The following is a 23,290-nucleotide window of genomic DNA, read 5'->3' as shown; positions in this document are numbered from 1 at the left end:
CCTCTTTCCGTGAGCCAGTTACCGGTGCCCGGTCGGGACACCGCGTACGTGTGGATCGGCCGGGGCGTCGGCGGTCGGCCGCTCCCGGCCGGGCGGCTGTTGCGGCGCGCGGGTGCCGCGCTGCTCGGCCGCACGGAGGCGGAGATCGTGGTGGAGCACGGCCGCGACGGGCGTCCGCTGGTCACGGTGCCCGGCGCGGGGGCCCGGGTGGAGCTTCCGGTCAGCGTCAGCCGGGCCGATGGCGTGGTCGCGGTCGCTGCCAGGGCGGCCGGCCCGGTGGGGATCGACGTAGAGTGGTGCCGTCCGCTGCCCGCGCTGGCGCTGGCCGGGCGATGGTTCGCGCCGGCCGAGGCGGCGTGGCTGGCGGGGCGTGACGCCGACGGGCGGGCCCGCGACTTCCTGCGGCTGTGGACGGCGAAGGAGGCCGTGGGCAAGGCGCTCGGGACGGGGCTGCGCGGCGGCGGTCTGCGGCGGCTCATGCCGGTGCCGGATGACCTCGACGGGGCGCTGCGGTCGGTGCCTGGCGCCTTCGACAGCGCGTGGCGGCCGGTGCCCGAGGCCCTCGACGGCGGGCTGCGGTCGGCGTCCGGCGGCGGGCGCCTGCGCGTCGGGCATCCCCGCGTGGGTGGGGGCCTGGTCCTGGCGGTCGCGGTGGTCGCCGGCGAGGCGGTGCCGGTCCACGTGGTGTCGGTCGGGGCGGTGCTGGTCCAGGCGGTGCCGGTCGGGGCGGCGCGGGTCGGCACGGTGCCGGTCGGATCGGACGGGGCGGTCGGGGCCGCGCGGTGCAGCGCTCACGTGGCGGCCGCCCGCAGCGCGTCGGTCGAGCGGACCAGCTTGCCGGTGGTGGTACGCGGCAGCTGATCCACCAGACGCAGGGTGCGGGGGCGCTTGTAGCCGGCCAGCCGCTCGGCGATCAGCTTGTCGAGCACCTCCTCCGACAGCGGCCCGTCCGGCTGCACGTAGGCGGTGATGCCGCCGTCGAAGACGACCACGGCGGCGGCGACGCCGGCCAGCTCGGCGACGGTCGCCTCCACCTCCGTCAGGTCGACCTTCAGACCGCCGACGGAGACCTGCGAGTCGAGCCGCCCGCGAATGGTGACCAGGCCGGTGTCCGGGTGCACGACGCCCGCGTCGCGGGTGCGCAGCCAGCCGTCGGCCCAGCGGGTGGGGTCGCTCAGTCCGACGTACGGCGACGCGGGGCAGCTCACCCACAGCTCGCCGTCGACCTCGCGGACCTCGATTCCGGGCGCCGGGGCGATGGACGGGCGGTGCCGGCCGTGCAGGTCGGTGCCGATGACGCCGACCTCGGTCATCCCGTACATGTTGCCCAGCGGCACGCCGTGACGGTCGGTGAAGGCGCGGGCCACGGCGGCCGGCACCAGCTCGCCGCCGGTGGTCATCCGCTTGAACTGCGGCAGCGGCCCGGTGGGACGGGTGGAGGCGAGCAGTCCGATGTGGAACGGCACGCCGAGCACCGTGGCCGGCGAGTCGTCGCCCGCGATCGCGGCCAGCACCGCGTCGCCGGCGAGCCGCTCCGGCGGCACCAGCTCGACGCCGGCGTGCAGGCCGTAGAGCAGGCCACCGACGAGGCCGAGCACGTGCACCATCGAGGGCAGCAGGACGATCCGCTCGCCGGGCAGCGCCACGCCGTCGATGCGGGTGTAGCGGCGCACCTCGGCGACCAGGTCGGCGGCGGTACGGCCGATCACCTTGGACGGTCCGGTGGAGCCGGAACTGAGCTGGATCACCGCGTGCCCGCTGACCGCCGGGCGGTCGGCGTACGCGGTGACGCCCTCCGTCACGTCGACGAAGATCCGCAGTCCGCCGCCGCCGGTGCGGACCGGGGCCACCACCACCTGCGGGGTGAGCCGCGCGAGTGCCCGGTCGACCTCGTGGTCGGTGAGCCGGTGGTCGAGCAGGATCGCCTGTGCCCCGCTGCGCCAGGTGGCCAGCAGGTTCACCACGTACGCCAGCGAGGGCGGCATCCGCAGCGCGGCGGCGCCCCCGGGGCGCAGTCCGGCGGCGCCGAGGCGAGCCTGCGCGTCGGTCACCAGCCGCCGCAGGGTGCCCCGGTCGACCGGTTCGGGAAGTCGGAGACAAATGTCGGTCGAACGGCCTTCGAGCAGGATTTCGTCAACCCAGAGCGGGTCTGTCGCCGCAGGATTTCCCGTCGCCACTACCGTTCACCGCCCAGCCTCAATAAGGGCGGAACCGCCCATAAGGTGTGCCTGTCGGGGTGCTGCGGGGAACCTTACGACGCCGTCCGGATGCATAGCTAGATGCAAATGGCTAGATCAGAAAGGGCGGCCGGCCGGATTGCCCACGACCGGTTCGGCGGGCAGGATCGGGCGTGTACGTCGACTGAGGGTATCCGCCGGATGACCCGTCGTATTTACGGCGCGGCACGCCCACCGGACGGCCGATGGTGGTCTTCAGACGCGCCGGTACGGCCACACGAGCGGGCCGGCACGGAACGGCCGCACGGGCCGGAGTGGGACGGCCGACGGGCCGGGGCGGACGGTACGGCTGCGCGGGGCGGTGGGCGGATCGCACGTCCACGGGGCGACACGCCCGCGTGCCACCGCACGAGTGGAACACCAGGGGTGTCACCGGCTGTCGTTGACACCCCTGGTGTTCCACTCGTCCCGTGCGGCCAGCAGGTCAACAGCCCACCGCGTCGCTGCCCCTCACTGGCGGGCGAGACAGCCAGCGAAGGGGCAGTGCAGCCGAGAGACGGTGCGACGGGACCGCGGGCCAGCCCGGCCAGCGGGGACAGTCGGGAGGATAGGACAGCCGAGGCGGTGTGGCGCGGGGCTCGCGCCGGAGACGGGGCTCAGGTGCGGGACGTGGCGGAGGTCTGGGCGTGGATGAGGAAGCGCAGCGACCGGGCGTCGGTGAAGCACTGCCGCATCGGCCGGACCAGGTCCCGGTGCTCCGGGCTGCGTTCCCACGCCTCGAAGTCGGCCAGGCTCGCCCACTCGCTGGTGATCAGCCACTGCTCCGGGTCGGCCGACGACCGGCAGACCTGGTCGACGAGGTGCCCCGCAACGCCCCCGGCCACCAGGTGCCGGACCTCCTCGTACGCGGCCAGGAACGCCTCCGTACGCTCCTGCGGTACCCGTACCAGGAACACCACCCGAGCCCGCTGCCCGTTCGCGTCGGCTGTCCGCTGCGCCCCGACCCGGGACCCGACGGGCGTCGTACCGGTGACCTGCTCGCTCACGGCGTCACTCCTCTCTGCGGCGCGGCCCCACGCAGGACCAGCGCGCTGTTGAAACCGTCGAAGCCGCGGGCGCAGACCAGCGCCAGGCGGCTGCGTGGTCGCCGGTGCTCCCGCAGGAAGTCCAGCTCACAGCCCTCGGCCACCTCGTCGGGCCCGGCGGAGGCCGGCAGCGTGTCGTGGCCGAACGCGAGCAGCGCGGTGGCCACGTCCAGTGCCGAGCCGCCCTGGTGTGCGCGGCCGGTCAGCGGCTTCTGGGTGCTGACCGGGGGCGGCCGGTCGCCGAAGACGGCGCGTAGCGCCACGGCCTCGCTGCGGTCGTAGCGGGGGACGCCGAGCGCGTCGGGCAGCACCACGTCGACCGTTTCCGCCCCGACGCCGGCACGGTCCAGGGCCAGCCGCATGGCGCGGGCGTACTGCCCGGGGTCGCCGGCGGTGTCCGGTCCGGTGTGGACGGCGTCGTGGGTGGCGCCCCAGCCGGTCACCTCGCCGTACACGCGGGCGCCCCGGGACAGCGCGTGGCCCAACTCCTCGACCACGAACACCGCGCCGCCCTCGGCGGGCAGGTAGCCGCTGGCGGCGGCGTCGAACGGCCGGTAGGCCCGCTCCGGGTCGGCCACGTCGCTGAGCAGGCCGGAACGCAGCTGGCAGGCCAGGGCGTACGGGCTCAGCGGGCACTCGGTCGCCCCGGCGATCACCACGGGCGTGCCCCGGCGGACGGCCCGCGCGGCGTGCGCCAGGCTGTCCAGCCCGCCAGCGCTCTCGGCGACCAGCACCCCGCACGGCCCCTTGAACTGGTGGTGGATGGAGAGCTGCCCGACGCTGGCCGCGTAGAACCAGGCGATCGACTGGTACGCCCCGACGGTGCGCGACGGCCCGCCCCAGAGCCGTTGCAGCTCCCGCTGCCCGAACAGGTTCCCGCCCGACGAACTGGCCAGCGTCACGGCATAGCCGTACGGGTCGGGGGCCCGCTCGGGCAGGCCGGCGTCGGCCAGTGCCAGCCCGGTGGCGGCGAAGCCGAGGTGCGTCCACCGGTCCGTCTGCACCAGCCGGCGGTTGTCGGCGTACGCGGCGGCGTCGAAGCCGGGCACCTCCCCGCCGTGGCGGGTGGGATAGCCGGCGGGATCGAAGAGGGTGATCGGCCCGGTGCGGCGGGTGCCGGCGAGCACGGTACGCCAGTGCGCGTCCACGCCGATCCCGCTGGGCGCGACGACGCCGATGCCGGTCACCACGGCCCGCGCGGTCACGGCAGCACCCGCCCGGGCAGCCGGCGGAACACCATCGCCGACTGGAAGCCGCCGAACCCGCTGCCCACCGAGAGCGCCACGTCGACCGGCAGCTCCCGCGCCTCGTTCGGGACGTAGTCCAGGTCGCACTCCGGGTCGCGGGTGCTCCAGTTGGCCGTCGGCGGCACCACGCCGTACTCCACGGCCAGCGCGCACGCGGCCATCTCGATCGAGCCGATCGCGCCGAGCGAGTGCCCGACCATCGACTTGATCGAGCTGATCGGCACCCCGTACGCGGCCTGACCCAGCGCCCGCTTGAACGCGGCGGTCTCGTGCCGGTCGTTCTGCCGGGTGCCCGAGCCGTGGGCGCTGATGTAGGAGACCTGCTCGGGGGCGATGCGGCCCTGCTTCAGCGCGGCCGAGATGGCCAGGCCCATCTCCAGCCCGTCGGGCCGCAGCCCCGTCATGTGGTAGCCGTTGCTGCGGCTGGCGTAGCCGGCCACCTCGCAGTAGACGTGCGCGCCGCGGCGCGCGGCGTGTCCGGCCTCCTCCAGCACCAGCACCGCCGCCCCCTCGGCGAGGACGAAGCCGTGCCGGTCGGCGTCGAACGGGCGGGAGGCGTGCGCCGGGTCGTCGTTGTCCGGGCTGGTCGCCTTGATCGCGTCGAACGAGGCGACGGTGACCGGGGAGATCGGCGAGTCGGCGGCCCCGGCCAGCACGACGTCGGCCTCGCCGTCGGCGATGAGCTGGTGGGCGTACCCGATCGCGTCGATGCCGGAGGTGCAACCGGTGGAGACCACCTGCGCCGGGCCGTGCAGCCCGTGCCGGCACGCCACGTCCGCGGCGAGGCTGCTGGGCACTAGCGCCTGATAGAGGTACGGGCCGCCGCGCCCGGCGTCGACCAGCCACCGGCGGCCGGTGTCGCTGACCGTGACGTACTCCTGCTCCAGGGCGGTGGTGCCGCCGACGGCGGTGCCGAGCACCACGCCGGTGCGGTCCCGCTCGGCGTCGGTGAGCTCCAGGCCGGCGTCGGCGAGGGCTTCGGCGGCGCAGGCGAGGGCGAACTGCACGTACCGGTCGGCGCGCCGCAGCTCTTCTGCGGTGAGGCCGGCGGCGACGGGGTCGAAGTCGCACTCGGCGGCGATCTGGGAGCGGAAGGCCGACGGGTCGAAGAAGGTGATCCGTCGGGTCGCCGTACGCCCCTCGGTGATGGTCTTCCAGAACCGGTCCCGGCTGGCGCCGCCGGGGGCGACCACCCCGACGCCGGTCACCACCGTACGGCGCCCGCTCACGGCGTCACCTCTGTTCGCGACTGCGGGGCTCGCAACCCCGGCTCACTCCTCACGCTCACGATCCGCCTCGCTGTTCGACCAGCTCGGTGTCCACGTGACCGAGTTCGGGGCGTGGCGCCAGCGGTCCGAGGTGGAAGACCACCTCGGCCGGCTCGTCGCCGGTGTTGCGCAGCCGGTGCCGGACGTTGCGCGGCACGAACAGCGCCTCTCCGGCGGCCAGCGGCACCGGCTCGTCGTCCAGGTCGACGGTGATCGTGCCCCGGGCGACGTAGAGGAACTCCTCGCTGTACGGGTGGTAGTGCTCCGCGATCCGCTCCCCCGGGCGCAGCGCCGCCACCCCCATGAAACCCGACGTGCTGCCGACGGTCTTGGGGCCGAGCAGCACCCGCAGCTCGCCGCCGCGGCGGCCGTCGGGCGCGACGTCGGCGGCGGCGACCAGCCGCAGGGTCCGCTCACTCATCGCCGGCTCCCGTCGCCCGGCCGGCGCCGGCGAGCCGCTCGATCTTCTCCCTGATGACGGCGAGCTGTACCGCGCTGTTGGCGTTGATCCGGTCGGTCATGCCCGCGTCGTCCACCGGCGCGGTGGGCTTCATCGCGAAGTCCTGCACCCAGGTCATCCGGGTTCCGCCGGGCTCCTCTGTGTAGCGCCAGTGGATGCGCATGTACTCGAACGGCCCGGTCTCCACCCGCCGGGCGTCGACCTGCCGGGTGACCGGGTCGGCGGTACGTTCGCTGACCCAGCTCCACACCGTGCCGTTCTCGTCGGGGTGCATGGTGAGCCGGAACCGCACCGTGTCGCCGTCGCGGTGCAGGATGTCCGCGCGGGCGTACTCGGTGAACAGCTGCGGCCAGTTGGCGACGTCGTTGGTGACGTCCCACACCAGCGGCAGCGGCGCGGCGATGAACACGCTGTTCTCGGTGTGCCCGGGCTGGTCGGCCTGGCGGGCGACCAGCTCGGCGACGCCCGTGATGCTGAGCTGCCCGGCCTGTTCGGGGATCTGCACCTGCCACCGGTCGGCGACCACGGCGGAGAGTTCGAGCAGCGCCAGGGAGTCCATGCCGAGTTCCTCCAGGGAGGCGGCCGGGGCGCGGGCGGCGGCGTCGGCGTCCAGCCCGCAGTTGGCCACCAGGATGTCGGTGATCTCGGCGGTCAGCGGACGGCCATGGGTGACGGTCATCGGAGCCTCCTGTGGTGTGCGTCGGGCGGGCCGGCGAGCAACTGCTCGACCAGGCCGGTGGAGTAGCGGCCCTTGCGGAACCCGGCGTCGTCGAGCACCCGCCGGACGAACGGGATGGTGGTGCGGACCCCGGGGCCGGCGATGTCGAACTCGTCGAGGGCGCGCTCCAGCCGGTTGAGCGCGAGCTCCCGGTCCGGCGCCCAGACCGCCACCTTGGCCAGCAGGGAGTCGTAGTGCGGGCCGAACAGGTAGCCGGCGTGGCCGTGCGTGTCGACCCGGGTGAACGGGCCGCCGGGCGGGACGAAGCGCTCCAGCCGGCCGGGCGTCGGCGCGAAGCCACGGTCCGGGTCCTCCACGTTGACCCGGCACTCGATGGCCACCCCGTGGAACCGGACGTCCTCCTGCCGCAGGCGCAGCGGCACCCCCGCGGCGATGTGCAGCTGCTCGTGCACCAGGTCGATCCCGGTGATCATCTCGGTGACGGGATGCTCGACCTGGATCCGACAGTTGATCTCCAGGAAGTGGAACCGTTCGTCGGGGTCGACGAGGAACTCCACGGTGCCGGCGCCGGTGAAGCCGGCGTGCAGGGCACCGCGCAGGGCGCACTCCGCGATGGCCTCTCCGATGCCGGCCGACAGTGCCGGGGCGGGCGCCTCCTCGACCAGCTTCTGGTGGCGGCGCTGCACCGAACAGTCCCGGGTGCCCAGGTGCACGCCGTTGCCGTGGGAGTCGCACAACAGTTGCACCTCGACGTGCCGGGCACCGGTCAGGTACCGCTCCACGTACACCCGGTCGTCGCCGAAGGCGGCCTGGGCGGCGGCCCGGGTCCGCGCGTACGCCCGGGGCAGCTCGGCCGGGGTGGCGACCACCGCCATGCCCCGGCCCCCACCGCCGGCCGCCGCCTTGACGATCACCGGGTAGCCCACCTCGGCGGCCACCTCCGCCGCCGCGGCGGCGGTGGGCACCGGCGCGACGCTGCCCGGCGGCAGGGGCAGCCCGGCCCGGCGCATCAGCTCCCGCGCCGAGGACTTGTCGGCCAGCACGGCCATCACCTCCGGCGGCGGGCCGATGAAGACCAGGCCGTTGTCGGCGCAGATCTCCGCGAAGTCGGCGTCCTCCGAGAGGAACCCGTAGCCGGGGTGCACCGCCTGCGCCCCCACCTGCCGGGCCGCCTCCACGATCGCGGCGGCGTTGAGGTAGCTGCGCCGGCTGGCCGCCGGCCCGATCCGCACGGCCTCGTCGGCCAGGCGCACGGCGGCGGAGTCGGCGTCCGCGGTGGAGTAGACCACCGCCGTACGCACGCCCAGCTCGCGGCAGGCGCGCAGGACCCGCAGGGCGATCTCCCCCCGGTTGGCGATCAGGACCTTCTCGAACATCGCGTCCTGCCCCTCACGCCGGGTCCAGCGCGACCAGCGGCTGGTCGTACTCGACCGGCTGGCCGTCGGCGGCGAGGACCTCGACGACCCGGCCACCTCGGTCGGCGGTCACCTCGTTCATCAGCTTCATCGCCTCGACGATGCCGATGACCTGCCCGGGACGGACCAGGTCGCCGACGGCGACGAAGGGCGCGGCGCCCGGCTCCGGCGCGCGGTAGAACGTGCCGACGATGGGCGACCGCACGGCGTACCCCTCCGGCGGTGCGACGGTGGACGGGGGTGCCGGGCTCGCCACGGCGGGGTCGGCCCCGGCCGGGGCGGCGTGCCACTCCACCTCCAGCACCGTGTCGCCGCCGCGCAGCCTGATCCGCCGCAGCGGGCCGGGCAGCTCGGCCGCCAGGTGTCGGGCGTGCCGCCGCAGCCCGGCGAGCACTGTGTCCACCCGCTGCCCCACCTCCGCGCCCGAGGCCGCCTCCACGCCGGACGCCCGCGCGACGCCGGGCGACGGATGCGGAGGAGGTGCCGGCACCGGGCCGGCGGCCCGCTCGACGTCGGACGGCCGCGCCGCGTCGGACGACCGACCCGCGTCGGGCGTGGGATGCGGGCCGGGCGTGGGGTACGCCTGCGACGTCAGGTGGGCGTCGGGGGCCGTCCGGGTGCCGGGTGTCGGCACCGTGAAGACCGCCTCCAGGCCGGATGCCGGCGGCACGGCGGCCCGGATCGCGCCGGCGCTCACCGGGCACCCGCCCGGGCGCCGAGGCGGGCGGCGCCGAAACGCCGGAAGCGCTGCCGCCGGCGGCGGACCAGCGTCGCGGGCGGCACGTCGAGCAGCGGGAGCAGGTGCGCCAGCACCGCCTCGCGCAGCGCCCGGGCGGCGGCCTGCGGGTCGTGGTGGGCGGCCGGGGCCGGCTCGGGGACGAGGTCGTCGACGATCCCGAGCCGGCACAGGTCGGGGGCGGTGAGCCGCAGCGCGCGGGCCGCCTGCGGCGCGGCGCCCCGGTCCGGCCAGAGGATCGCCGCGCAGCCCTCCGGGCTGATCACGGAGTAGACGGCGTGCTGGAGCATGAGCACCGAGTCGGCCACCGCGAGCGCCAGCGCACCACCGCTGCCGCCCTCGCCGGTGATCACGGCGACGACGGGGGTGGGCAGCACGGTCAGGGCGAGGATGGTCTCCGCGATGGCCGCCGCCTGGCCCTGTTCCTCGGCCCGCACGCCGGGATCCGCCCCGGGGGTGTCGACCAGGGTGACCACCGGCAGGCCGAGGCGGGCGGCGAGACGCATCAGCCGCAGCGCCTTGCGGTGCCCCGCCGGGCTGGCCATGCCGAAGTTGCGCCCGACCAGCTCGGCGGTGGTGTGCCCCTTCTGGTGGCCGATGACCATGACGGGCCGGCCGTCGAGCCGGGCCAGCCCGCCCACCACGGCGGGGCAGTCCGCGCCGAGCCGGTCGCCGTGCAGCTCGACGAAGCCGTCGAACGCCGTCTCCAGGTAGTCCAGCGTGGTCGGACGACCCGGGTGCCGGGCCAGCCGTACCGTCTCCCAGGCGTCGCCGCCCGGGCCCGGCGCCGTCGTCGCGGCGGCGCCGCCGGCCGGCCACGCCACGAGCGGCGACGGCTCCTGCCGGGGTACGCCGGGACGCGCCGCCGGCCGCCGCCCGGCCCGCGCGGCGGCGAGCAGCGCCACCAGCCGGCCCCGCAGGGCGTGCCGGGGCACCACCATGTCGACCTGGCCGTGCCGCAGCAGGAAGTCGGCGGTCTGGAAGCCCTCCGGCAGGTCCCGGCCGGTGACCTGCCGGATCACCCGGGGGCCGGCGAAGCCCATCCGCGCGCCGCTCTCGGCGAGCACCACGTCGGTGTTGGTGGCGAACGAGGCGGCCACGCCCCCGTACGTCGGGTCGGTGAGCACGCTGACGGTGAGCAGGCCGGCCTCCCGCAGCGCGGCGATCGCCTGGCTGACCGTGGCCATCTGCATCAGCGACAGGGCGCCCTCCTGCATCCGCGCCCCACCGGAGGCGGTGACGAGGATCAGCGGGACCCCGTCGGTCAGGGCCCGCTCCGCCGCCAGGGTGATCAGCTCCCCCACGACGCAGCCCAGGCTGCCGCCGAGGAACCGGAAGTCCATCACGGCGAGCACGCACGGCTGCCGCCCGACGGTGGCGGTGCCGCAGACGACCGCCTCGGCCAGCCCGGTGCCGGCCCGCGCCGCGGTGAGCCGGTGCGGGTACGGCAGCAGGTCGACGAAGCCGATCGGGTCGACCTCGGCCGGCCGCTCCGGCAGGGCGGTGAACGACCCCGGGTCGACGAGCTGGAGCAGCCGCTCGGGCGCGTCGACCCGGGCGTGCGCCCCGCACTCGGGGCAGACGTCGAGGTTGCGCCGCAGCCGCTTGCGGTAGAGCAGGGTGGCGCAGCCACCGCAGCGGGACCAGAGCTGCCCCTCGCGGGGCGCGGTGGCGGTCACGACGACCGCCCGACGGGCGCGGCGTCGAAGCGGTAGAAGCAGCGGGCCATCGCGTCGCGAGGCTCCCGCCACGTCGGCAGGTACGGCGACACGTACGGCTGCAGCCGGGCGCTCACCCTGGCGAACTCGGGGTGTCCCCGGGCCGCCTCGACCGCTGTCCCGCCCGGCGACTCCGTCTCCAGCAGGTGCACGTACAGGTCACCGAGTCGGTAGAGCGACCGGTGCCGGACCCCGACCAGGCGCGGCAGTTCGGTCGCGTCGGAGTCGGCGAAGATCTCGGCGACGCGCGCCTCGGCGCTCGGCACCACCTTCGCGACGATCAGCGAACGGTCCATGGACGGGCCTCCCTCCACGGCATCGGGCGTCGGTGACGACGGCGCCTAGCCGGACGACTGGCGACACGATCCGGCCCCGGGCGTCACGACGGCGTCACCGGCGACCGCCGAGCGGCGACGCAGCTTTCGTGACGCTGCGTTGACGCCAGCTGTGCACCCGCTGTGCGGCACCGATCATCCGGTGTGGACTATCCGCAGTTCGGAAGGGTTCTCGTGGACGCCGACAGGCAAGCGCCATCCTGGACAAGACATTGACCGAGAGTGACCACTATTGATAATCTTCGTCACGGTCAGCCCGGCGGCCGCGGTGTGCGACGCCGTGCCGCGGCGGAGCGATCCGACAGTGGGGTCATGGGCAGCCGCGCCGGGGACAGCAGACGAGTCGGGACGAGCGTTCCGCAGGGGGTGCCGCCGTGGCCGCTGATCGATCGACGCCGACCACCGTTTGCCGGGCCGACGCCGAGATCTCCCTGCACCTGCTCGGCGGGTTCCGGCTGCTGCACGGCGACGCCCCGGTCGTGGTGCCGCGCGGCCTGCAACGCGTCATCGCGCTGATCGGGCTGCGCCCCGGCGCCACCCGCAGCAACCTGGCCGGCCTGCTCTGGCCGGACGCGCCCGAGGACCGTGCGCTGTCGTCCCTGCGGACCGCGCTGTGGCGGCTGCGCCAGGACCCCTGCTGCCCGATCACCACCTCCGGTGACACGGTCGCCCTCGCCCCGGCCGTCCGGATCGACGTCGACGCGCTCGTCGGCACGGCCGCGCGGGTACGCGACGGCGACGACCCCTGCGCCGCCGCCGCGCTCGCCGCCGGCCGCCACGACCTGCTCCCCGGCTGGTACGACGACTGGGTGCTGGCCGACCGGGAACGGCTGCGCCAACTGCGCCTGCACATGCTGGAGGAACTGGCCGGCCAGCACCTGTCGGCGGGCCGCCACGGGGCGGCACTGGAAGCCGCGTTGGAGGCGATGGCCGCCGAACCCCTGCGCGAGACGCCGCACCGGCTGGTGGTCCGCATCCACCTCGCCGAGGGCAACGCCTTCGAGGCCGTGCACGCCTTCTACGTCTACCGCGACCTGCTGCTGCGGGAACTGCGGCTGGAGCCCTCGGCGGCGATGACCGCCCTGCTCGACGAGACCCTCGCGCCGATCCGCGAGGCCACCCGTACCGCCCCGGCCGGGCCCCGCCGGCCGCCGGCCAACCGGATCGCGCCCCGCGCGCGCTGAGGCGGCGTCACCGGCGCGGCGGGGCGAGTGACGGACAGGTGACAGTCGCCGGGGCACGGTGGGCCGCACAACAGTCCGTGGTCTGCGACATGGTCGCGGAGCGCCACCGGCGAGAGGGGTCCCATGAGCCGTCTACTGATCGTCAGCAGGATCATCCCGGGCGCGGAGGGTCGGGTGGCGCAGATCTTCGCCGAGTCCGACGCGACCGAACTACCCGCCCTCACCGGGGTCCGTCACCGGTCCCTGTACTGCCTGCACGACCTGTGCGTACACCTGATGGAGACCGCCGACGTGGCCCCGGACGCCTTGGCCGAGGCCCGCAACCACCCGCTCTACCGCCAGGTCAACGAGCGGCTCTCCGCGCACACCACGCCGTACCTGCCGACCTGGCGCTCGCCGCGCGACGCGATCGCGGGCTGCTTCTACCGGTGGGACGCCGCGGACGCGGCGGCGTCGTCGCACCCGGCCGGCTGAACGGGGCGGTGGCCATGTCGTCCAGACCACCCCACGTCCTGATCATCGGGGCCGGCACGGGCGGGCTGTGCCTGGCGCACGGCCTGCGCCGTGCCGGCATCAGCGTCGCCGTCTACGAGCGGTACCGCACCCGCGGCGAAGGGCTGCTCGGCTACCGGGTCGGCATCGGGCCGACCGGCAGCCGCGCGCTGCGCGAGTGCCTGCCGCCCGCCCTGTTCGACATCTACCTCGCCACCTGCGCCCGCTCCCCCCGCTACTTCAACGTCATCACCCAGGGCATGCGGCGCACGGCCTCGTTCACGCTCCGGCCGGACACCGACCCGGTGAACACCGAACGGTCCGTCGCCCGGATGACCCTGCGCCAGGTCCTGCTCACGGGCATGGAGGACGTCGTCCACTTCGACAAGGCCTTCACCCGGTACGACCAACGCGACGACGGGACCGTGACCGCGCACTTCGCCGACGGCAGCACCGCCACCGGCGACCTGCTGGTCGCCGCGGACGGCACGCACTCGGCGGTACGCCGCCAGTACCTGCCGCACGCGGTCACCCGCGACGCCGGCACCATCAACATCGCCACCCGCATCCCCCTGACCCCGCACACCCGGGGGCTGCTGCCCGAGCGGATCGAACAGGGCATCTCGCTGATCTTCGGCACCGGCGGGATGATGGGCGTGCTGCACGTGATGGAGTTCAAGTGGGACCGCGACGGCGCGCTCAAGCCCGGCGTCGATCCCGCCGACGCCGAGCTGCTGCGCGGCTGGCCGGGGCTGCGCCACGACAACACCCGCGACAACATCAACCTGGTCGTCTGGAGCACGGCCCGCCGCTTCCCGAGCGACGTCATGCAGCTGCGCGGCGAGGACCTGGTCCTGCTCGCCCTGCGACTCACCCGAAACTGGCACCCCCATCTGCGCGAACTGCTCGCCCGCAGCGACCCGGGCAGCGCCCTGCCCATCAGGGTGTCCACCAGCGAGCCGGTGCCGCCCTGGAAGAGCAGCACCGTCACCCTGCTCGGCGATGCCATCCACACGATGACGCCGGGACGCGGGGTGGGCGCCAACACGGCCCTGCGCGACGCCGCCCTGCTCTGCCGCCAGCTGCGGCTGGCCGCCACCGGAGACAAGACGCTGCTCCAGGCGGTGGCCGACTACGAGGCCGCGATGGTGCCGTACGGGTTCGCCCGGGTCGCCGACTCGCTCAACCGCAGCGGCACCAGCGGGGACGACCGGATGTACAAGCCGGTCGTGGGCCGGCTCGCGCTGCTCGGCGCGCGTGGCTACTTCGGCGTCACCAGCCGGGTACCCCGGCTGGCGCGGCGGTTCGTCGACGATTTCTACAGCTACCGGGGCGAGGAGGACTGACCGTCCGACCGGGACCCCGGCGCCGCCAGCGGGCGCCGGGGTCCCCGCCTGCCCGCCCACGCCCACCGCCCACCGCCCACCGCCCACCGCCCACCGCCCACCGCCCACGGGCGCGGACGCGGACGCCGACGCGGCGACCCTCCGTCGCCCCGGCGAACACCGCCCGTCGGGACCCGTCCCGCCGCCACGGCGGGCACCCGGTCCTGCCTGTCGGCCTCGTCGGGCGTGTGCGAAGCTGCGGCGAGTTTTTCTCGCGGGTTTCCGGACATGAACGATAGGGAGGTTTGCCGTGGCGTGGTCTTTCGGGCACTGGCTGATACTGATCGTGGCTCTGTTGGTGGGTCTGGCGGGCGGCTGGTTCGGGCGCGGCCGGCGGGACGCGGCGGTCGCCACCCACGGCTCGCCCATGGTGGACGGTGACCCGGTCGCGGGCATGACCGCCGTGGTGGTCGACCCCCCGCCCGTCGCCACCCTGGACGAAGCGCGCCCCGAGGTGACCGTGGACCCCGCGCCGGAGGCGGTCGCCGACCGCGTCCCCACCGCGCCCGGGGTCGACGCCCCGACCGACGCCGACCCGGGCAGCACCGACACCCCGAAGGCCACGGTCGTCACGGCCGACGCGTCCCGGGCCGACGACGTCGACCCGGCCGACATGGCGCTGACCGGCGACCCGGTGCCGGCGCCCGACGCCGAACCCGTCCCGGCCGCCACCACCACCGACGTACGGCCGGGGCACGAGGTCGTGCTGCCGGTGGCCGCCGAGGTGACCGGCCCGGTCGACCGCCGACCGGCGGAGGAGCCCGCCCCGAGCACCGACGCACAGCCCCTCCCGGCCGCCGCGACGGAAGCCCTTCCCGCCGCCGACGCGGAGCCCGTCCCGGCCGCCGCCACCTCGGCGCCGACGAGCGTGACCCCGGCCGAGCCGGAAACCGCACCCGTCCCCACCGCCGTCGGTCCGGCCGAGCCCGTTGCCGAGCCCGCTGTCGTGGCCGCCTCCGCCGTCGAGCCGGAGCCGGCCGACGCACCCGCCGAGCCGGAGCCGACCCGCGCCACGCCGATCGAGCCGGCCCCGGCCGCCGCCACCACGGTCGAGTCGGCCCCTGCCGCCGCCGCCCCGGTCGAGCCCACCCCGGTCGCCGCCAACACGGTCGAGCCGGCCACGGCCGCCGCCACCACGGACGAGCCGGAGTCGACGCCGGCCGACGCGCCGGCCGAGCCGGTGGTCGTTCCGGCCGGACCGGTGGTCGTGCCGGCGCCGCGCGGCGAGGTGGACGCCCCGGTCGCGACCGACTCCGACGCCGCCGACGACTTCCGCCGGATCCAGGGCGTGGGCCCGAAGATGGCCGCGGCGTTGCAGGCGGCCGGCATCCGGACGTACCGGCAGCTGGCGGAGCTCGACGAGGCCGCCCTGCGGGAGACGATCCGGGCGGCCGGGCTGCGGGCCGCGCCGAGCCTGGCGACCTGGCCGCAGCAGGCGAAGGTGCTCGCCGGCGCCCCGCAGGAGGCGGCCGCCGCCCTGCCGACCCCGGTGGGCGGCGCGGACGCCTGACCGGCGTCGCCTGCCGCGTTCCCCGTCGGCGCCGGACGGCGGTACCCGAACGGATCGGGCACCGCCGCACGACCGATCCGCCGTCGCCGACATCGCGGCGCCCCGACCACGGGGCGCCGCGATGTCGGCGTTTCAGGGCCGAAACGCGAGGAGATGACGGCGGATCGGCCACGGCCGGCCCCGGCCAGCCGCCTGGCCCCGCACGCACGCCACCACCGCCCCCTGCGGCCCGTCCGCCCACTGTCGGACGTCCGCGCGCCGGTTCCTCGGCGGCGGCACCGTTAGCCGTTCATCGCGATTGGGTACAACGCCCAGCACCTCGATCCACCACACCCTTGCGGAGGCAGCGATGCGCGGCACGTCGATATTCGGAGTCCTGGTCGTCATCTGGCTGATCATCGGCGCGGTCGCCGCCGGGCAGCGCGGCTACTACAGCGGCGACGACACGAACTGCGCCGAGGCCGGCACGATCCTGGTGACCATCGTGGCCGGGCCGCTGAACTACATCGGGGCCAACCCGAAGGTCGACTGCGAACTGCCCCAGCCGTCCAAGTAGGACGTACTCCTCCGGCCCGCGCCCACTCCGGGCGCGGGCCGAGCCGTGTCCGGGGTACGCCACGCCGGCTCCCCGACTCCGCTCCTCGTGCCGACGCCGGTCCGGGCCTGCCGGGGCCTCTCGGCCGCCGCCTGTCCCGCTCGTCAGCCCCGAATCTGCCGGGCCGGGGACGGCGATACGGATGGGCTCGCCCAAAGGCCGGGTCCGCCCCACGCCCCGCTCACCGCGCCCGCCCCGACGCCGGCACGGCCGCCCGGCCGTCGGGGGCCGCCTTTGCCGGCCGGCGGGTGGTTCGCCTTCCACGCCCATCCAGGACGGCGCGCGGTACGCCACGCCGCGCAGGGCGTCCTAGGAGGCTGGGTCATCGGGGGTAGCGTCCCGCGCCGCCCGACGTTTGTCGACCCCCGCCACGGGAACCGGCGTTGCGCCACCAGCGCCGCACGGGACGGGAGCACCGGCATGAGGATCGGCTACAAGCTCGCCTCGGAGGGGTACGGACCGCAGGAGATCATCCGCCAGGCCGTCCGGGCCGAGCAGGCTGGTTTCGACTTCGTCGAGATGAGCGACCACTTCCACCCGTGGCTCGACACGCAGGGGCACTCGTCGTTCACCTGGAGCGTGCTCGGCGCGGTCGCGGCGAAGACCGAACGGATCGGCCTCGCGACGGGGGTGACCTGCCCGACCGTCCGGTACCACCCGGCGATCATCGCGCAGGCCGCGGCGACCCTGGCGCTGATCTCCGACGGCCGGTTCACCCTCGGCGTCGGGGCCGGGGAACGGCTCAACGAGCACGTCGTGGGGCAGGGCTTTCCCAGCGTACGGGGCCGGCACGAGCGGCTCCGCGAGGCGCTGGAGATCATCCGGCTGCTCTGGCAGGGCGGCTACCACTCATTCGAGGGCAAGCACCTGCACCTGGAGGACGCCCGGATCTTCGACCTGCCGGAGACCCCACCGGTGATCGCGGTCGCCGCGAGCGGCCGGTCCTCGGCCACGATGGCGGCGGAACTCGGCGACGGCCTGTTCGTCACCGAGCCGAAGGCGTCGATCGTCGAGCACTACCGGCAGGCCGGTGGCGACGGTCCCCGCTACGCCGAGGTGCCGATGGCCTGGGCCACCGACGACCAGCAGGCCGTGCGGGCGGTGCTGGAGACCAGCCGGTGGATGGTGACCGGCTGGAAGGTGATGAGCGAGTTGCCGAACCCGGTCAACTTCGACGCCGCCAGCGCGTACGTCGAGGAGCGGCACGTCCGGGAACTGTTCTCCGTCGGGCCGGACCCGGAGGCGCACGTGGCGGCCGTCCGCCCGTACGTCGAGGCCGGCTACGACCACGTGGTGCTGCAGAACGCCGGCCCCGACCCGGACGGCTTCCTCGACTTCTTCGCCGGCGACCTCGCCGCCCGGCTGCGCGCCCTCGGCTGAGCCGTACGCCGCGCGGGGCGCGTCCGGCACCCTCCGCCGCGATCGCGATGATCGCCGGCGATGCCGGACGCGCCCCGGGCGGGGCGGGCCGTCCCGGCCGGGACGGCCCGCGGCGGGTCACCGGAAACAGTTCGCGACCGGCACCCGGCTGCCCTCGCAGTTGGTCGGCTCGTTGTCGATGATGTCGGTCTCGTCGTCGACCTTGACCTGCGCCTTGTCGACGAGGAGGCCGCTCGGCTTCACGGTGGCGACGTTGCCGGCCACCCTGCTGGAGTACAGGGCGAGCCGGCCCTGCGACGCGAAGACGCCGCCGCCCGTGGACTTCGCACCGACGGCGTGGTTGCGGTGGATCTCGCTGTGGCGCAGCAGGACGTTCGACTTCTGGGCGTGGATGCCGCCGCCGGAGCCGCGCGCCGTGTTGCCCGACACGATGCTGTCGTCGAGCGGGAGCAGGCCCTGGACGGTGGAGATGCCGCCGCCGTTGCCCGTGGCGGTGTTGTCGCGTACCTCCAGGCCGCGCAGGAAGATCAGCGCGTCCGAGTTGGCGATGCCGCCGCCGGTCTGGGCGGTGTTGCCCACCACCTTCGTGTCGGCGACCCGGGTACGGGCCGAGAAGCTGGCGAGGCCGCCGCCCTGCGCCGCGTTGTTGCGCGCGAAGGTGCTCGAGTGCACCTCTGCCGCGCCCCGGTAGTTGGCGAAGCCGCCGCCGTACGCGACGGCGCTGTTGCCCCGGAACTGCGAGTTCTCCAGGCTCAGCACGCCACCGTTGAGCAGGCCCCCGCCCTTGCCCGCGGTGCCGGCGGCGTGGTTGTCGACGAACGTGCTCCCGGTGACCACCAGGTGCCCGTCGTTGAAGATCCCGCCCCCGCCCCCCTCCGCCGAGAGGGAGGTGCTGTCGACGATCGTGGTGCGCTCGACCACGGCGGACGCGCCGTGCACGACGTGGATGCTGCCACCCTCGGCGGCGGAGAGGCCGTTGCGGAGTACGACGTCGGAGAGCGTCAGTTCCCCGCCGTCGCGGACGGTGAAGAACCGGAACGCCTCGGCGTGCCCGTTCCGGACGATGGTGGCCCCCTCGCCCCGGACGGAGATCGGGTGGTAGATGACGGGCAGCCCGGCCCGGTCGTGCTTCGGGTTGCGCGGGGGCGCCTCGGCGTCGCCGGGGTTCTCGGCGCTGTCGGCGGTCTCCCGGGCGTCGCGGATCCCGCCGTCGTACTCGTCGGGCTGCTGGAAGGCGTGGGTCAGCTCGTACGTGCACTTCGACGCCAGCCGCAGGTCGGCGCCGCCCTCGGCGTTGGCCCGGACCAGCGCCGAGATCAGCTTCGTCGAGTCGCACGGCACCGCGACCTCCGCGCGGTTCCCCTGGCCCGGCCGTCCGGGGCGGTCGTCCCGCTGCCCGCCGCGCCGCTCCTCGCGCGCCTGGTCACGGTCCTCGACGGCGTCGCCGCGGGGCTCACCGGAGTGGTCGCCGGCCCACCGCGACGGCGACGACGACGGCGTCGGCGACGGCGTCGGCGAGGCGGTCGGCATGTCCCGGTCGGCGGCGAAGGCGGCGCCATCCGTGAGCCCGGCCGCCCCCGCCACCAGGCTGCCCGCCACGAGGCCGCCGGCTAAGAACCACCTCGACCGCCGCCTGAGTGGTGCTGCCCGCCGGCCCCCTTGATACGTCGTCATCAGGCTTCCCTGCCTCTCGTGCATGCGTGCCACGGCCGCGTCGAACGGGACGCGGGGCGGCTGACGTCGCGACAGCCACCGGAGGTCACGATACGGACGAGAATCGGGCAGGTCCGTCAAACGTGAATAAGCGGACTATTCACCTCGACAGGGGCGAGGGAGCGCAGCGCGGTCAGCCGCCGACGTGGATGCCGGGCCGGCGGGCGGGGTCCGGCTCGGACTTGCGGATGATCTCCCGTACGACGGGCGGGGTGTCGCCGCGGCCGAGGATCAGATAGCGCAGCAGGTGCGCGAGCGGGTTCCCCTCCGACCACTCGAAGTGGGCGTGCGGGCGTACGCCGGTGGCGTCGCGCAGCGCCAGCAGGATCGCCGCGATGGCGTTGGGGACGGCCGGGCTGCCGGCCCGCAGCACCCGGAAGCCACCCACCTCCACGCCGCGCACCCGCAGCACCTGGCTGAAGTCCGACGGGTCGACCACGTCGATCTCCAGGAAGAGAATGTCGCCCTCGCCGGGCACGGGATTCATCGACCGCTGCGCCCGTTCCTTGACCGTGTACTCCTTGACCGCGCCGCCCGCCCGCTTGTGCGCGATGAGGTGCAGTCGGCCGTCGTGCGCCACCGACTCGGCGATGAACCGGCGGGCCGGCTCGTCGAACTCGATCCGGTCCGTGCGCAGCTCGGTGGTCCGGGTCACCCGCGAGACCAGCGAGACGGCCACGATGCCGAGGACGAACAGCGCGGAGATGGCGATGCCGTCCGGCTTCGCGACGACGTTCTCGGCGAGGGCGTACAGCAGGACCAGGGTGAGCACGGCGAAGCCGCCGGCCGCGACGCGTTCCCGGCGGCGGGCCGCGGAGATCGTGACCGCCACGGCGGCGGAGACCATCATCGCGAGGATGCCGGTGGCGTACGCCCCGGCCTGGTCGTTGACGTCGGCCCGGAAGATCAGGGTGATGGCGACGCTGACCACGGTGTAGACGATCACGACCGGCCGCACGGCCCGGGCCCACTCCGGCGCCATCCCGTAGGTGGGCAGGTAGCGGGGCACGATGTTGATCAGGCCGGCCATCGCGGAGGCGCCCGCGAACCAGAGGATCAGCGCACTGCTGACGTCGTAGACGGTGCCGAAGGTCTCGCCGAGGCGCTCGTGGGCGAGGTACGCCAGCGCCCGGCCGTTCGCGGCCCCGCCCGGCCCGAACTCCCGGGCGGGGATCAGCACGGTGGTCACGAGGGTGGTCGAGACCAGGTACACCGACATGACCAGCGCGGCGGTGGTGAGCAGCCGACGGGTGTTGCGGATCCGCGCCGCCAGCCGCGCCTCGCGGTCCGCGCCCCCGCCCGCCACCAGCGGCATCATGCTCACCCCCGTCTCGAAGCCGGACAGCCCCAGCACCAGCAGCGGGAACGCCAGCACGGCGGTCACCGCAACCTCCCCCGGGCCACCACCGACCGTCAGCGCGGCGGTCCAGTCGGACAGCAGCCGCGGGTCCGCCGCGATCCCGGCCAGCCCGTCCGCCACGATCAGCGCGTTCAGGGCCAGGAAGACCGCCACCAGCGGGACGGCCACCGTGACCGCCTCCCGGAAGCCGAGCAGGAACACCCCGCCGAGGACGAGCAGCAGTACGACGGTGACGCCGACGGCCACGCCGGTGCCGCCGACGCTCTCGGGCATGTGCGGGTTCTCCAGCAGGTGCACGGTCGCGTCGGCCGAGGAGAGAGTGATCGTGATGATCCAGGAGGTGGCCACGAAGCCGAGCAGGACCAGCACGAAGATCTTGCCGCGCCAGAACGGCAGCAGCCGCTCCAGCATCGCCACCGAGCCCTGCCCGTGCGGGCTCTCCCGGGCCACCCTGCGGTACATGGGCAGCATGCCGAACAGCGTCAGCGCGACGATGAGCAGGGTGGCCAGTGGGGAGAGCGCCCCGGCGGCCACCGCCGCGATCCCGGGCAGGTACGACAGGGTGGAGAAGTAGTCCACCCCGGTCAGGCACATGACCTGCCACCACGCCCGCGAGCGGGCCTGCCCCTCCGCCGCCTCGGGGCCGACCGGCTGCACCTGGTGCGCGAACAGCCACCGGCGCAGCGGGCTCAGCGGCGCGGCGGGCCGGGCGGGGCTGGCCTGCGCCTCGGGGACGGCGACCGGGCGCCCGGCGCGGTCGCCGGGGCGGGTGGGGTCCCGGGCGGCGCGCAGGTCCCGTGGCGGGCCGGCGGGCGGCGGCCGGCGACCACGCGTGCGCCGCGACCTCGGCCCGTGCTCGTCACGCATGCCCCCTCCCCACCCTCGGCCGTCCTGACCCGACCGTAGGCGGTCGCCGGCCGGCCGCCCGCCCGAACGGTGAAGCCGGGACGGCTCAGTCGCCGTCGCGGGCGGCCAGCACCCGGGCCAGGGCGTCGGGATCGGCCACGGTGACCGTCGCCCCCGGGTGCCGCAGCCACCCGCCGGGCAGCAGGGCGGGCACCGGCTCGGCGAAGCGCAGGCAGAGCCCGGCGGCGGTGCTGCTGGCGAAGGTGACGCCGGCGTCGGCCAGCGAGAGACGCACGCCGATCCCCCGCCACCAGCGGTACGGCCCGGTGGGCGCGACGCCGACGACGTTGTCCCGGGCGGTGCGCAGTTGCCACGGGCCGAACCGGACCACCAGCTCGGCCCGGTCGACGCCGACCCAGGCGGTTGCCGGCCGGACGCCCACCAGCGCGAGCGCCGGCCGGAAGACCGGGTCGAAGCGGAACGCGAACCGGTGCGCCTCGGCGGTCATCGCGCGCCGCCCCGGGTGGTGGGGCGGGCGTCGCCCGGTCGGGCGGGACGGGGCGGGGCGACGGGCCGGGGACGGGGTCGGGCGGCGGGCCGACGGGCCGGGTGACTCATGGCGCGGGCGTACCCCGTGCGGGCCGGCCGACACCCCCCGGGCCGGCCGACCCGCGAACCCCTCGTCCCCGCTCCGGGCCGCGCGGACCCCCCGGGCCGCGCGGACCGTTCCCCGACCCGGGCCCGCCGCCCCCCGACGACGAGCCCTGGTCCGGCGGGGACGTGTCCCCGCGCTCCGCCGGGTGCCGGGTGCGGAGCGCGGGGACCCCCCGTCACGGCTACTGCAGGAACGCCCCGAGGGGCGAGAGCAGCAACCGACCGAGCGCCGCGGCGGTGTCGTCCAGCCGCGCGCGCTCGCACTCGTGGGCGGCCGGGTCGTGCCGGCACCGCCAGATCTTCTGCGCGTTGCGCCAGGCGACGTCGCGGGTGTACTCGACCAGTTCCCCCTGGTACCAGTCGTCGATGTCGCCGTTGAGCATGTCGATGAGCAGCTGCCACCGCTCCAGGTAGCCGCGCCGCAGACCGGGGATCTTGTCCGCGAAGATCTTGTTGATCTCCAGGTAGTCGCGGTGCTGGTCGGTGCCGTCCACCGGCTCCGACTCCAGGCTGTCGAACGTGGTCACCAACGCGAACGGCAGGTCGAAGTTGATGTGCGCGTTCACCCCGGCGGCCGCCGACGGCAGCGGGCGGGCGTCCGGCCCGCGCATCCGCTGGAACAGGCAGGCCCAGGCCTTCGGCGTACCCGGGCTGGAGTCGGTCCACAGCCGCATCGCGTCGAAGTAGCGGGCCGCGAACTCCACGTCGAGCCGGGACAGGAACACCGGGTCGGAGAACCGGTCGTCGTAGAGCCCGTTCAGCACGCTCTCGGTGATCGTCAGGTACAGCCGGTTGAAGTCGGCCAGCGGGCAGCTCGCCTCCAGCGGAGGCAGCCGGACCAGCATGTCCTGGAGCTTGGTGAGGTGGTCGACCACCGCCGGCACGTCGGCCGGATGGTCGGCGAGCAGATCGACGATGTCCCGATGCACGGGCCCCCACACCGGTTCCGTCATCTCTCCTCCACAGTGGTTCCCCCGGCACCCCCGTGCCGTCGGCGACGCAGCACAGCCTGCCAGCCGGCGACGGCCGGCCGGATCAGTAGAACGACGTA

At 75.0% G+C, this 23,290-nt stretch carries 21 protein-coding genes; 7 read left to right on the top strand and 14 right to left on the bottom strand.

From position 1 onward, the window contains the following. The first annotated feature begins 9 nt into the window (after positions 1-9). Positions 10-861, top strand: coding sequence for a 4'-phosphopantetheinyl transferase family protein (locus ACLQ20_RS12230; RefSeq protein ID WP_425855506.1), 852 nt, complete (start codon positions 10-12; stop codon positions 859-861). On the opposite strand, the gene ACLQ20_RS12225 is transcribed toward ACLQ20_RS12230, so the two are convergent. From ACLQ20_RS12225 to ACLQ20_RS12180, 10 genes are all read right to left on the bottom strand, one after another. After that, positions 792-2,177 (bottom strand): class I adenylate-forming enzyme family protein, encoded by a 1,386-nt coding sequence (locus ACLQ20_RS12225; RefSeq protein WP_358119980.1) that lies wholly within the window; start codon positions 2,175-2,177, stop codon positions 792-794. The genes ACLQ20_RS12230 and ACLQ20_RS12225 overlap by 70 nt on opposite strands. A gap of 656 nt (positions 2,178-2,833) precedes the next feature. After that, positions 2,834-3,136 carry an antibiotic biosynthesis monooxygenase family protein gene (locus tag ACLQ20_RS12220; RefSeq protein WP_151456463.1) on the bottom strand — a complete coding sequence of 101 codons (303 nt, stop codon included), beginning with the start codon at positions 3,134-3,136 and terminating at the stop codon, positions 2,834-2,836. Between the two features lie 83 nt (positions 3,137-3,219). Continuing rightward, entirely contained in the window at positions 3,220-4,467 is a 1,248-nt protein-coding gene (locus ACLQ20_RS12215) for a beta-ketoacyl synthase N-terminal-like domain-containing protein (protein ID WP_151456461.1), read from the bottom strand. Continuing rightward, positions 4,464-5,738, bottom strand: coding sequence for a beta-ketoacyl-[acyl-carrier-protein] synthase family protein (locus tag ACLQ20_RS12210; protein ID WP_327028661.1), 1,275 nt, complete (start codon positions 5,736-5,738; stop codon positions 4,464-4,466). The genes ACLQ20_RS12215 and ACLQ20_RS12210 overlap by 4 nt, the downstream gene beginning before the upstream one ends. 55 nt (positions 5,739-5,793) lie before the next feature. Then, positions 5,794-6,198, bottom strand: coding sequence for a cupin domain-containing protein (locus ACLQ20_RS12205; protein WP_425855504.1), 405 nt, complete (start codon positions 6,196-6,198; stop codon positions 5,794-5,796). Continuing rightward, positions 6,191-6,916: an SRPBCC family protein gene (locus tag ACLQ20_RS12200; protein WP_358119975.1), complete on the bottom strand. Its 726-nt coding sequence runs from the start codon at positions 6,914-6,916 to the stop codon at positions 6,191-6,193. The genes ACLQ20_RS12205 and ACLQ20_RS12200 overlap by 8 nt, the downstream gene beginning before the upstream one ends. Further along, positions 6,913-8,292 (bottom strand): acetyl-CoA carboxylase biotin carboxylase subunit, encoded by a 1,380-nt coding sequence (locus ACLQ20_RS12195; protein WP_425855503.1) that lies wholly within the window; start codon positions 8,290-8,292, stop codon positions 6,913-6,915. Before ACLQ20_RS12195 ends, ACLQ20_RS12200 begins: the two co-directional genes overlap by 4 nt. A gap of 13 nt (positions 8,293-8,305) precedes the next feature. Beyond that, positions 8,306-8,821, bottom strand: a complete 516-nt coding sequence (gene accB / locus ACLQ20_RS12190) for an acetyl-CoA carboxylase biotin carboxyl carrier protein (protein ID WP_425855915.1) — start codon at positions 8,819-8,821, stop codon at positions 8,306-8,308. 203 nt (positions 8,822-9,024) lie between these two features. Then, on the bottom strand, positions 9,025-10,746 hold the full coding sequence (locus ACLQ20_RS12185) for an acetyl-CoA carboxylase carboxyltransferase subunit alpha (protein ID WP_151456456.1): 1,722 nt from the start codon (positions 10,744-10,746) through the stop codon (positions 9,025-9,027). Then, positions 10,743-11,081: a TcmI family type II polyketide cyclase gene (locus tag ACLQ20_RS12180; protein WP_151456455.1), complete on the bottom strand. Its 339-nt coding sequence runs from the start codon at positions 11,079-11,081 to the stop codon at positions 10,743-10,745. The genes ACLQ20_RS12185 and ACLQ20_RS12180 overlap by 4 nt, the downstream gene beginning before the upstream one ends. A gap of 413 nt (positions 11,082-11,494) precedes the next feature. On the opposite strand from ACLQ20_RS12180, the gene ACLQ20_RS12175 reads away from it, so the two are divergent. The 6 genes from ACLQ20_RS12175 to ACLQ20_RS12150 all read left to right on the top strand — a co-directional run bounded on the left by ACLQ20_RS12175 (position 11,495) and on the right by ACLQ20_RS12150 (position 17,666). Next, the gene (locus ACLQ20_RS12175) at positions 11,495-12,304 is read left to right on the top strand and encodes an AfsR/SARP family transcriptional regulator (protein ID WP_151456454.1); all 810 of its coding nucleotides are present in this window, start codon (positions 11,495-11,497) and stop codon (positions 12,302-12,304) included. A 123-nt stretch (positions 12,305-12,427) separates the two neighbouring features. After that, positions 12,428-12,778 (top strand): TcmI family type II polyketide cyclase, encoded by a 351-nt coding sequence (locus ACLQ20_RS12170; RefSeq protein ID WP_151456453.1) that lies wholly within the window; start codon positions 12,428-12,430, stop codon positions 12,776-12,778. A 14-nt stretch (positions 12,779-12,792) separates the two neighbouring features. Then, positions 12,793-14,142, top strand: a complete 1,350-nt coding sequence (locus tag ACLQ20_RS12165; protein WP_151456452.1) for an FAD-dependent oxidoreductase — start codon at positions 12,793-12,795, stop codon at positions 14,140-14,142. A gap of 289 nt (positions 14,143-14,431) precedes the next feature. Continuing rightward, a complete protein-coding gene (locus ACLQ20_RS12160) occupies positions 14,432-15,691 on the top strand; it encodes a helix-hairpin-helix domain-containing protein (RefSeq protein ID WP_425855501.1) in 1,260 nt (419 codons plus the stop codon). A 349-nt stretch (positions 15,692-16,040) separates the two neighbouring features. Next, entirely contained in the window at positions 16,041-16,247 is a 207-nt protein-coding gene (locus ACLQ20_RS12155) for a hypothetical protein (RefSeq protein ID WP_091630565.1), read from the top strand. A 459-nt stretch (positions 16,248-16,706) separates the two neighbouring features. Next, positions 16,707-17,666, top strand: a complete 960-nt coding sequence (locus ACLQ20_RS12150; protein WP_357576306.1) for a TIGR03557 family F420-dependent LLM class oxidoreductase — start codon at positions 16,707-16,709, stop codon at positions 17,664-17,666. Positions 17,667-17,783: 117 nt separating this feature from the next. Here ACLQ20_RS12150 and ACLQ20_RS12145 read toward each other — a convergent pair whose 3' ends face one another. The 4 genes from ACLQ20_RS12145 to ACLQ20_RS12130 all read right to left on the bottom strand — a co-directional run bounded on the left by ACLQ20_RS12145 (position 17,784) and on the right by ACLQ20_RS12130 (position 23,192). Beyond that, complete coding sequence (locus tag ACLQ20_RS12145) at positions 17,784-19,340, bottom strand: hypothetical protein (protein WP_425855498.1); 1,557 nt, start codon at positions 19,338-19,340, stop codon at positions 17,784-17,786. 172 nt (positions 19,341-19,512) lie between these two features. Beyond that, a complete protein-coding gene (locus ACLQ20_RS12140; RefSeq protein ID WP_327028668.1) occupies positions 19,513-21,606 on the bottom strand; it encodes an amino acid transporter in 2,094 nt (697 codons plus the stop codon). An 85-nt stretch (positions 21,607-21,691) separates the two neighbouring features. Beyond that, on the bottom strand, positions 21,692-22,093 hold the full coding sequence (locus ACLQ20_RS12135; RefSeq protein ID WP_151457883.1) for a hypothetical protein: 402 nt from the start codon (positions 22,091-22,093) through the stop codon (positions 21,692-21,694). A 328-nt stretch (positions 22,094-22,421) separates the two neighbouring features. Further along, positions 22,422-23,192: a DUF5995 family protein gene (locus tag ACLQ20_RS12130; protein ID WP_132234756.1), complete on the bottom strand. Its 771-nt coding sequence runs from the start codon at positions 23,190-23,192 to the stop codon at positions 22,422-22,424. Between the last annotated feature and the right edge of the window lie 98 nt (positions 23,193-23,290).

Origin of the sequence: Micromonospora sp. DT46, from assembly GCF_049841735.1 — a bacterium.
In the GTDB taxonomy this organism is placed as follows: Bacteria; Actinomycetota; Actinomycetes; order Mycobacteriales; family Micromonosporaceae; genus Micromonospora; species Micromonospora reichwaldensis.
This window is presented reverse-complemented; position numbering and strand designations above follow the sequence as displayed.

Bases quoted from the DNA above. Each gene is read 5' to 3' on its own strand.
- ACLQ20_RS12205 (WP_425855504.1), bottom strand. From the start codon at position 6,198: ATGAGTGAGCGGACCCTGCGGCTGGTCGCCGCCGCCGACGTCGCGCCC.
- ACLQ20_RS12200 (WP_358119975.1), bottom strand. From the start codon at position 6,916: ATGACCGTCACCCATGGCCGTCCGCTGACCGCCGAGATCACCGACATC.
- ACLQ20_RS12195 (WP_425855503.1), bottom strand. From the start codon at position 8,292: ATGTTCGAGAAGGTCCTGATCGCCAACCGGGGGGAGATCGCCCTGCGG.
- ACLQ20_RS12180 (WP_151456455.1), bottom strand. From the start codon at position 11,081: ATGGACCGTTCGCTGATCGTCGCGAAGGTGGTGCCGAGCGCCGAGGCG.
- ACLQ20_RS12170 (WP_151456453.1), top strand. From the start codon at position 12,428: ATGAGCCGTCTACTGATCGTCAGCAGGATCATCCCGGGCGCGGAGGGT.
- ACLQ20_RS12165 (WP_151456452.1), top strand. From the start codon at position 12,793: ATGTCGTCCAGACCACCCCACGTCCTGATCATCGGGGCCGGCACGGGC.
- ACLQ20_RS12155 (WP_091630565.1), top strand. From the start codon at position 16,041: ATGCGCGGCACGTCGATATTCGGAGTCCTGGTCGTCATCTGGCTGATC.
- ACLQ20_RS12150 (WP_357576306.1), top strand. From the start codon at position 16,707: ATGAGGATCGGCTACAAGCTCGCCTCGGAGGGGTACGGACCGCAGGAG.
- ACLQ20_RS12145 (WP_425855498.1), bottom strand. From the start codon at position 19,340: ATGACGACGTATCAAGGGGGCCGGCGGGCAGCACCACTCAGGCGGCGG.
- ACLQ20_RS12140 (WP_327028668.1), bottom strand. From the start codon at position 21,606: ATGCGTGACGAGCACGGGCCGAGGTCGCGGCGCACGCGTGGTCGCCGG.
- ACLQ20_RS12135 (WP_151457883.1), bottom strand. From the start codon at position 22,093: ATGACCGCCGAGGCGCACCGGTTCGCGTTCCGCTTCGACCCGGTCTTC.
- ACLQ20_RS12130 (WP_132234756.1), bottom strand. From the start codon at position 23,192: ATGACGGAACCGGTGTGGGGGCCCGTGCATCGGGACATCGTCGATCTG.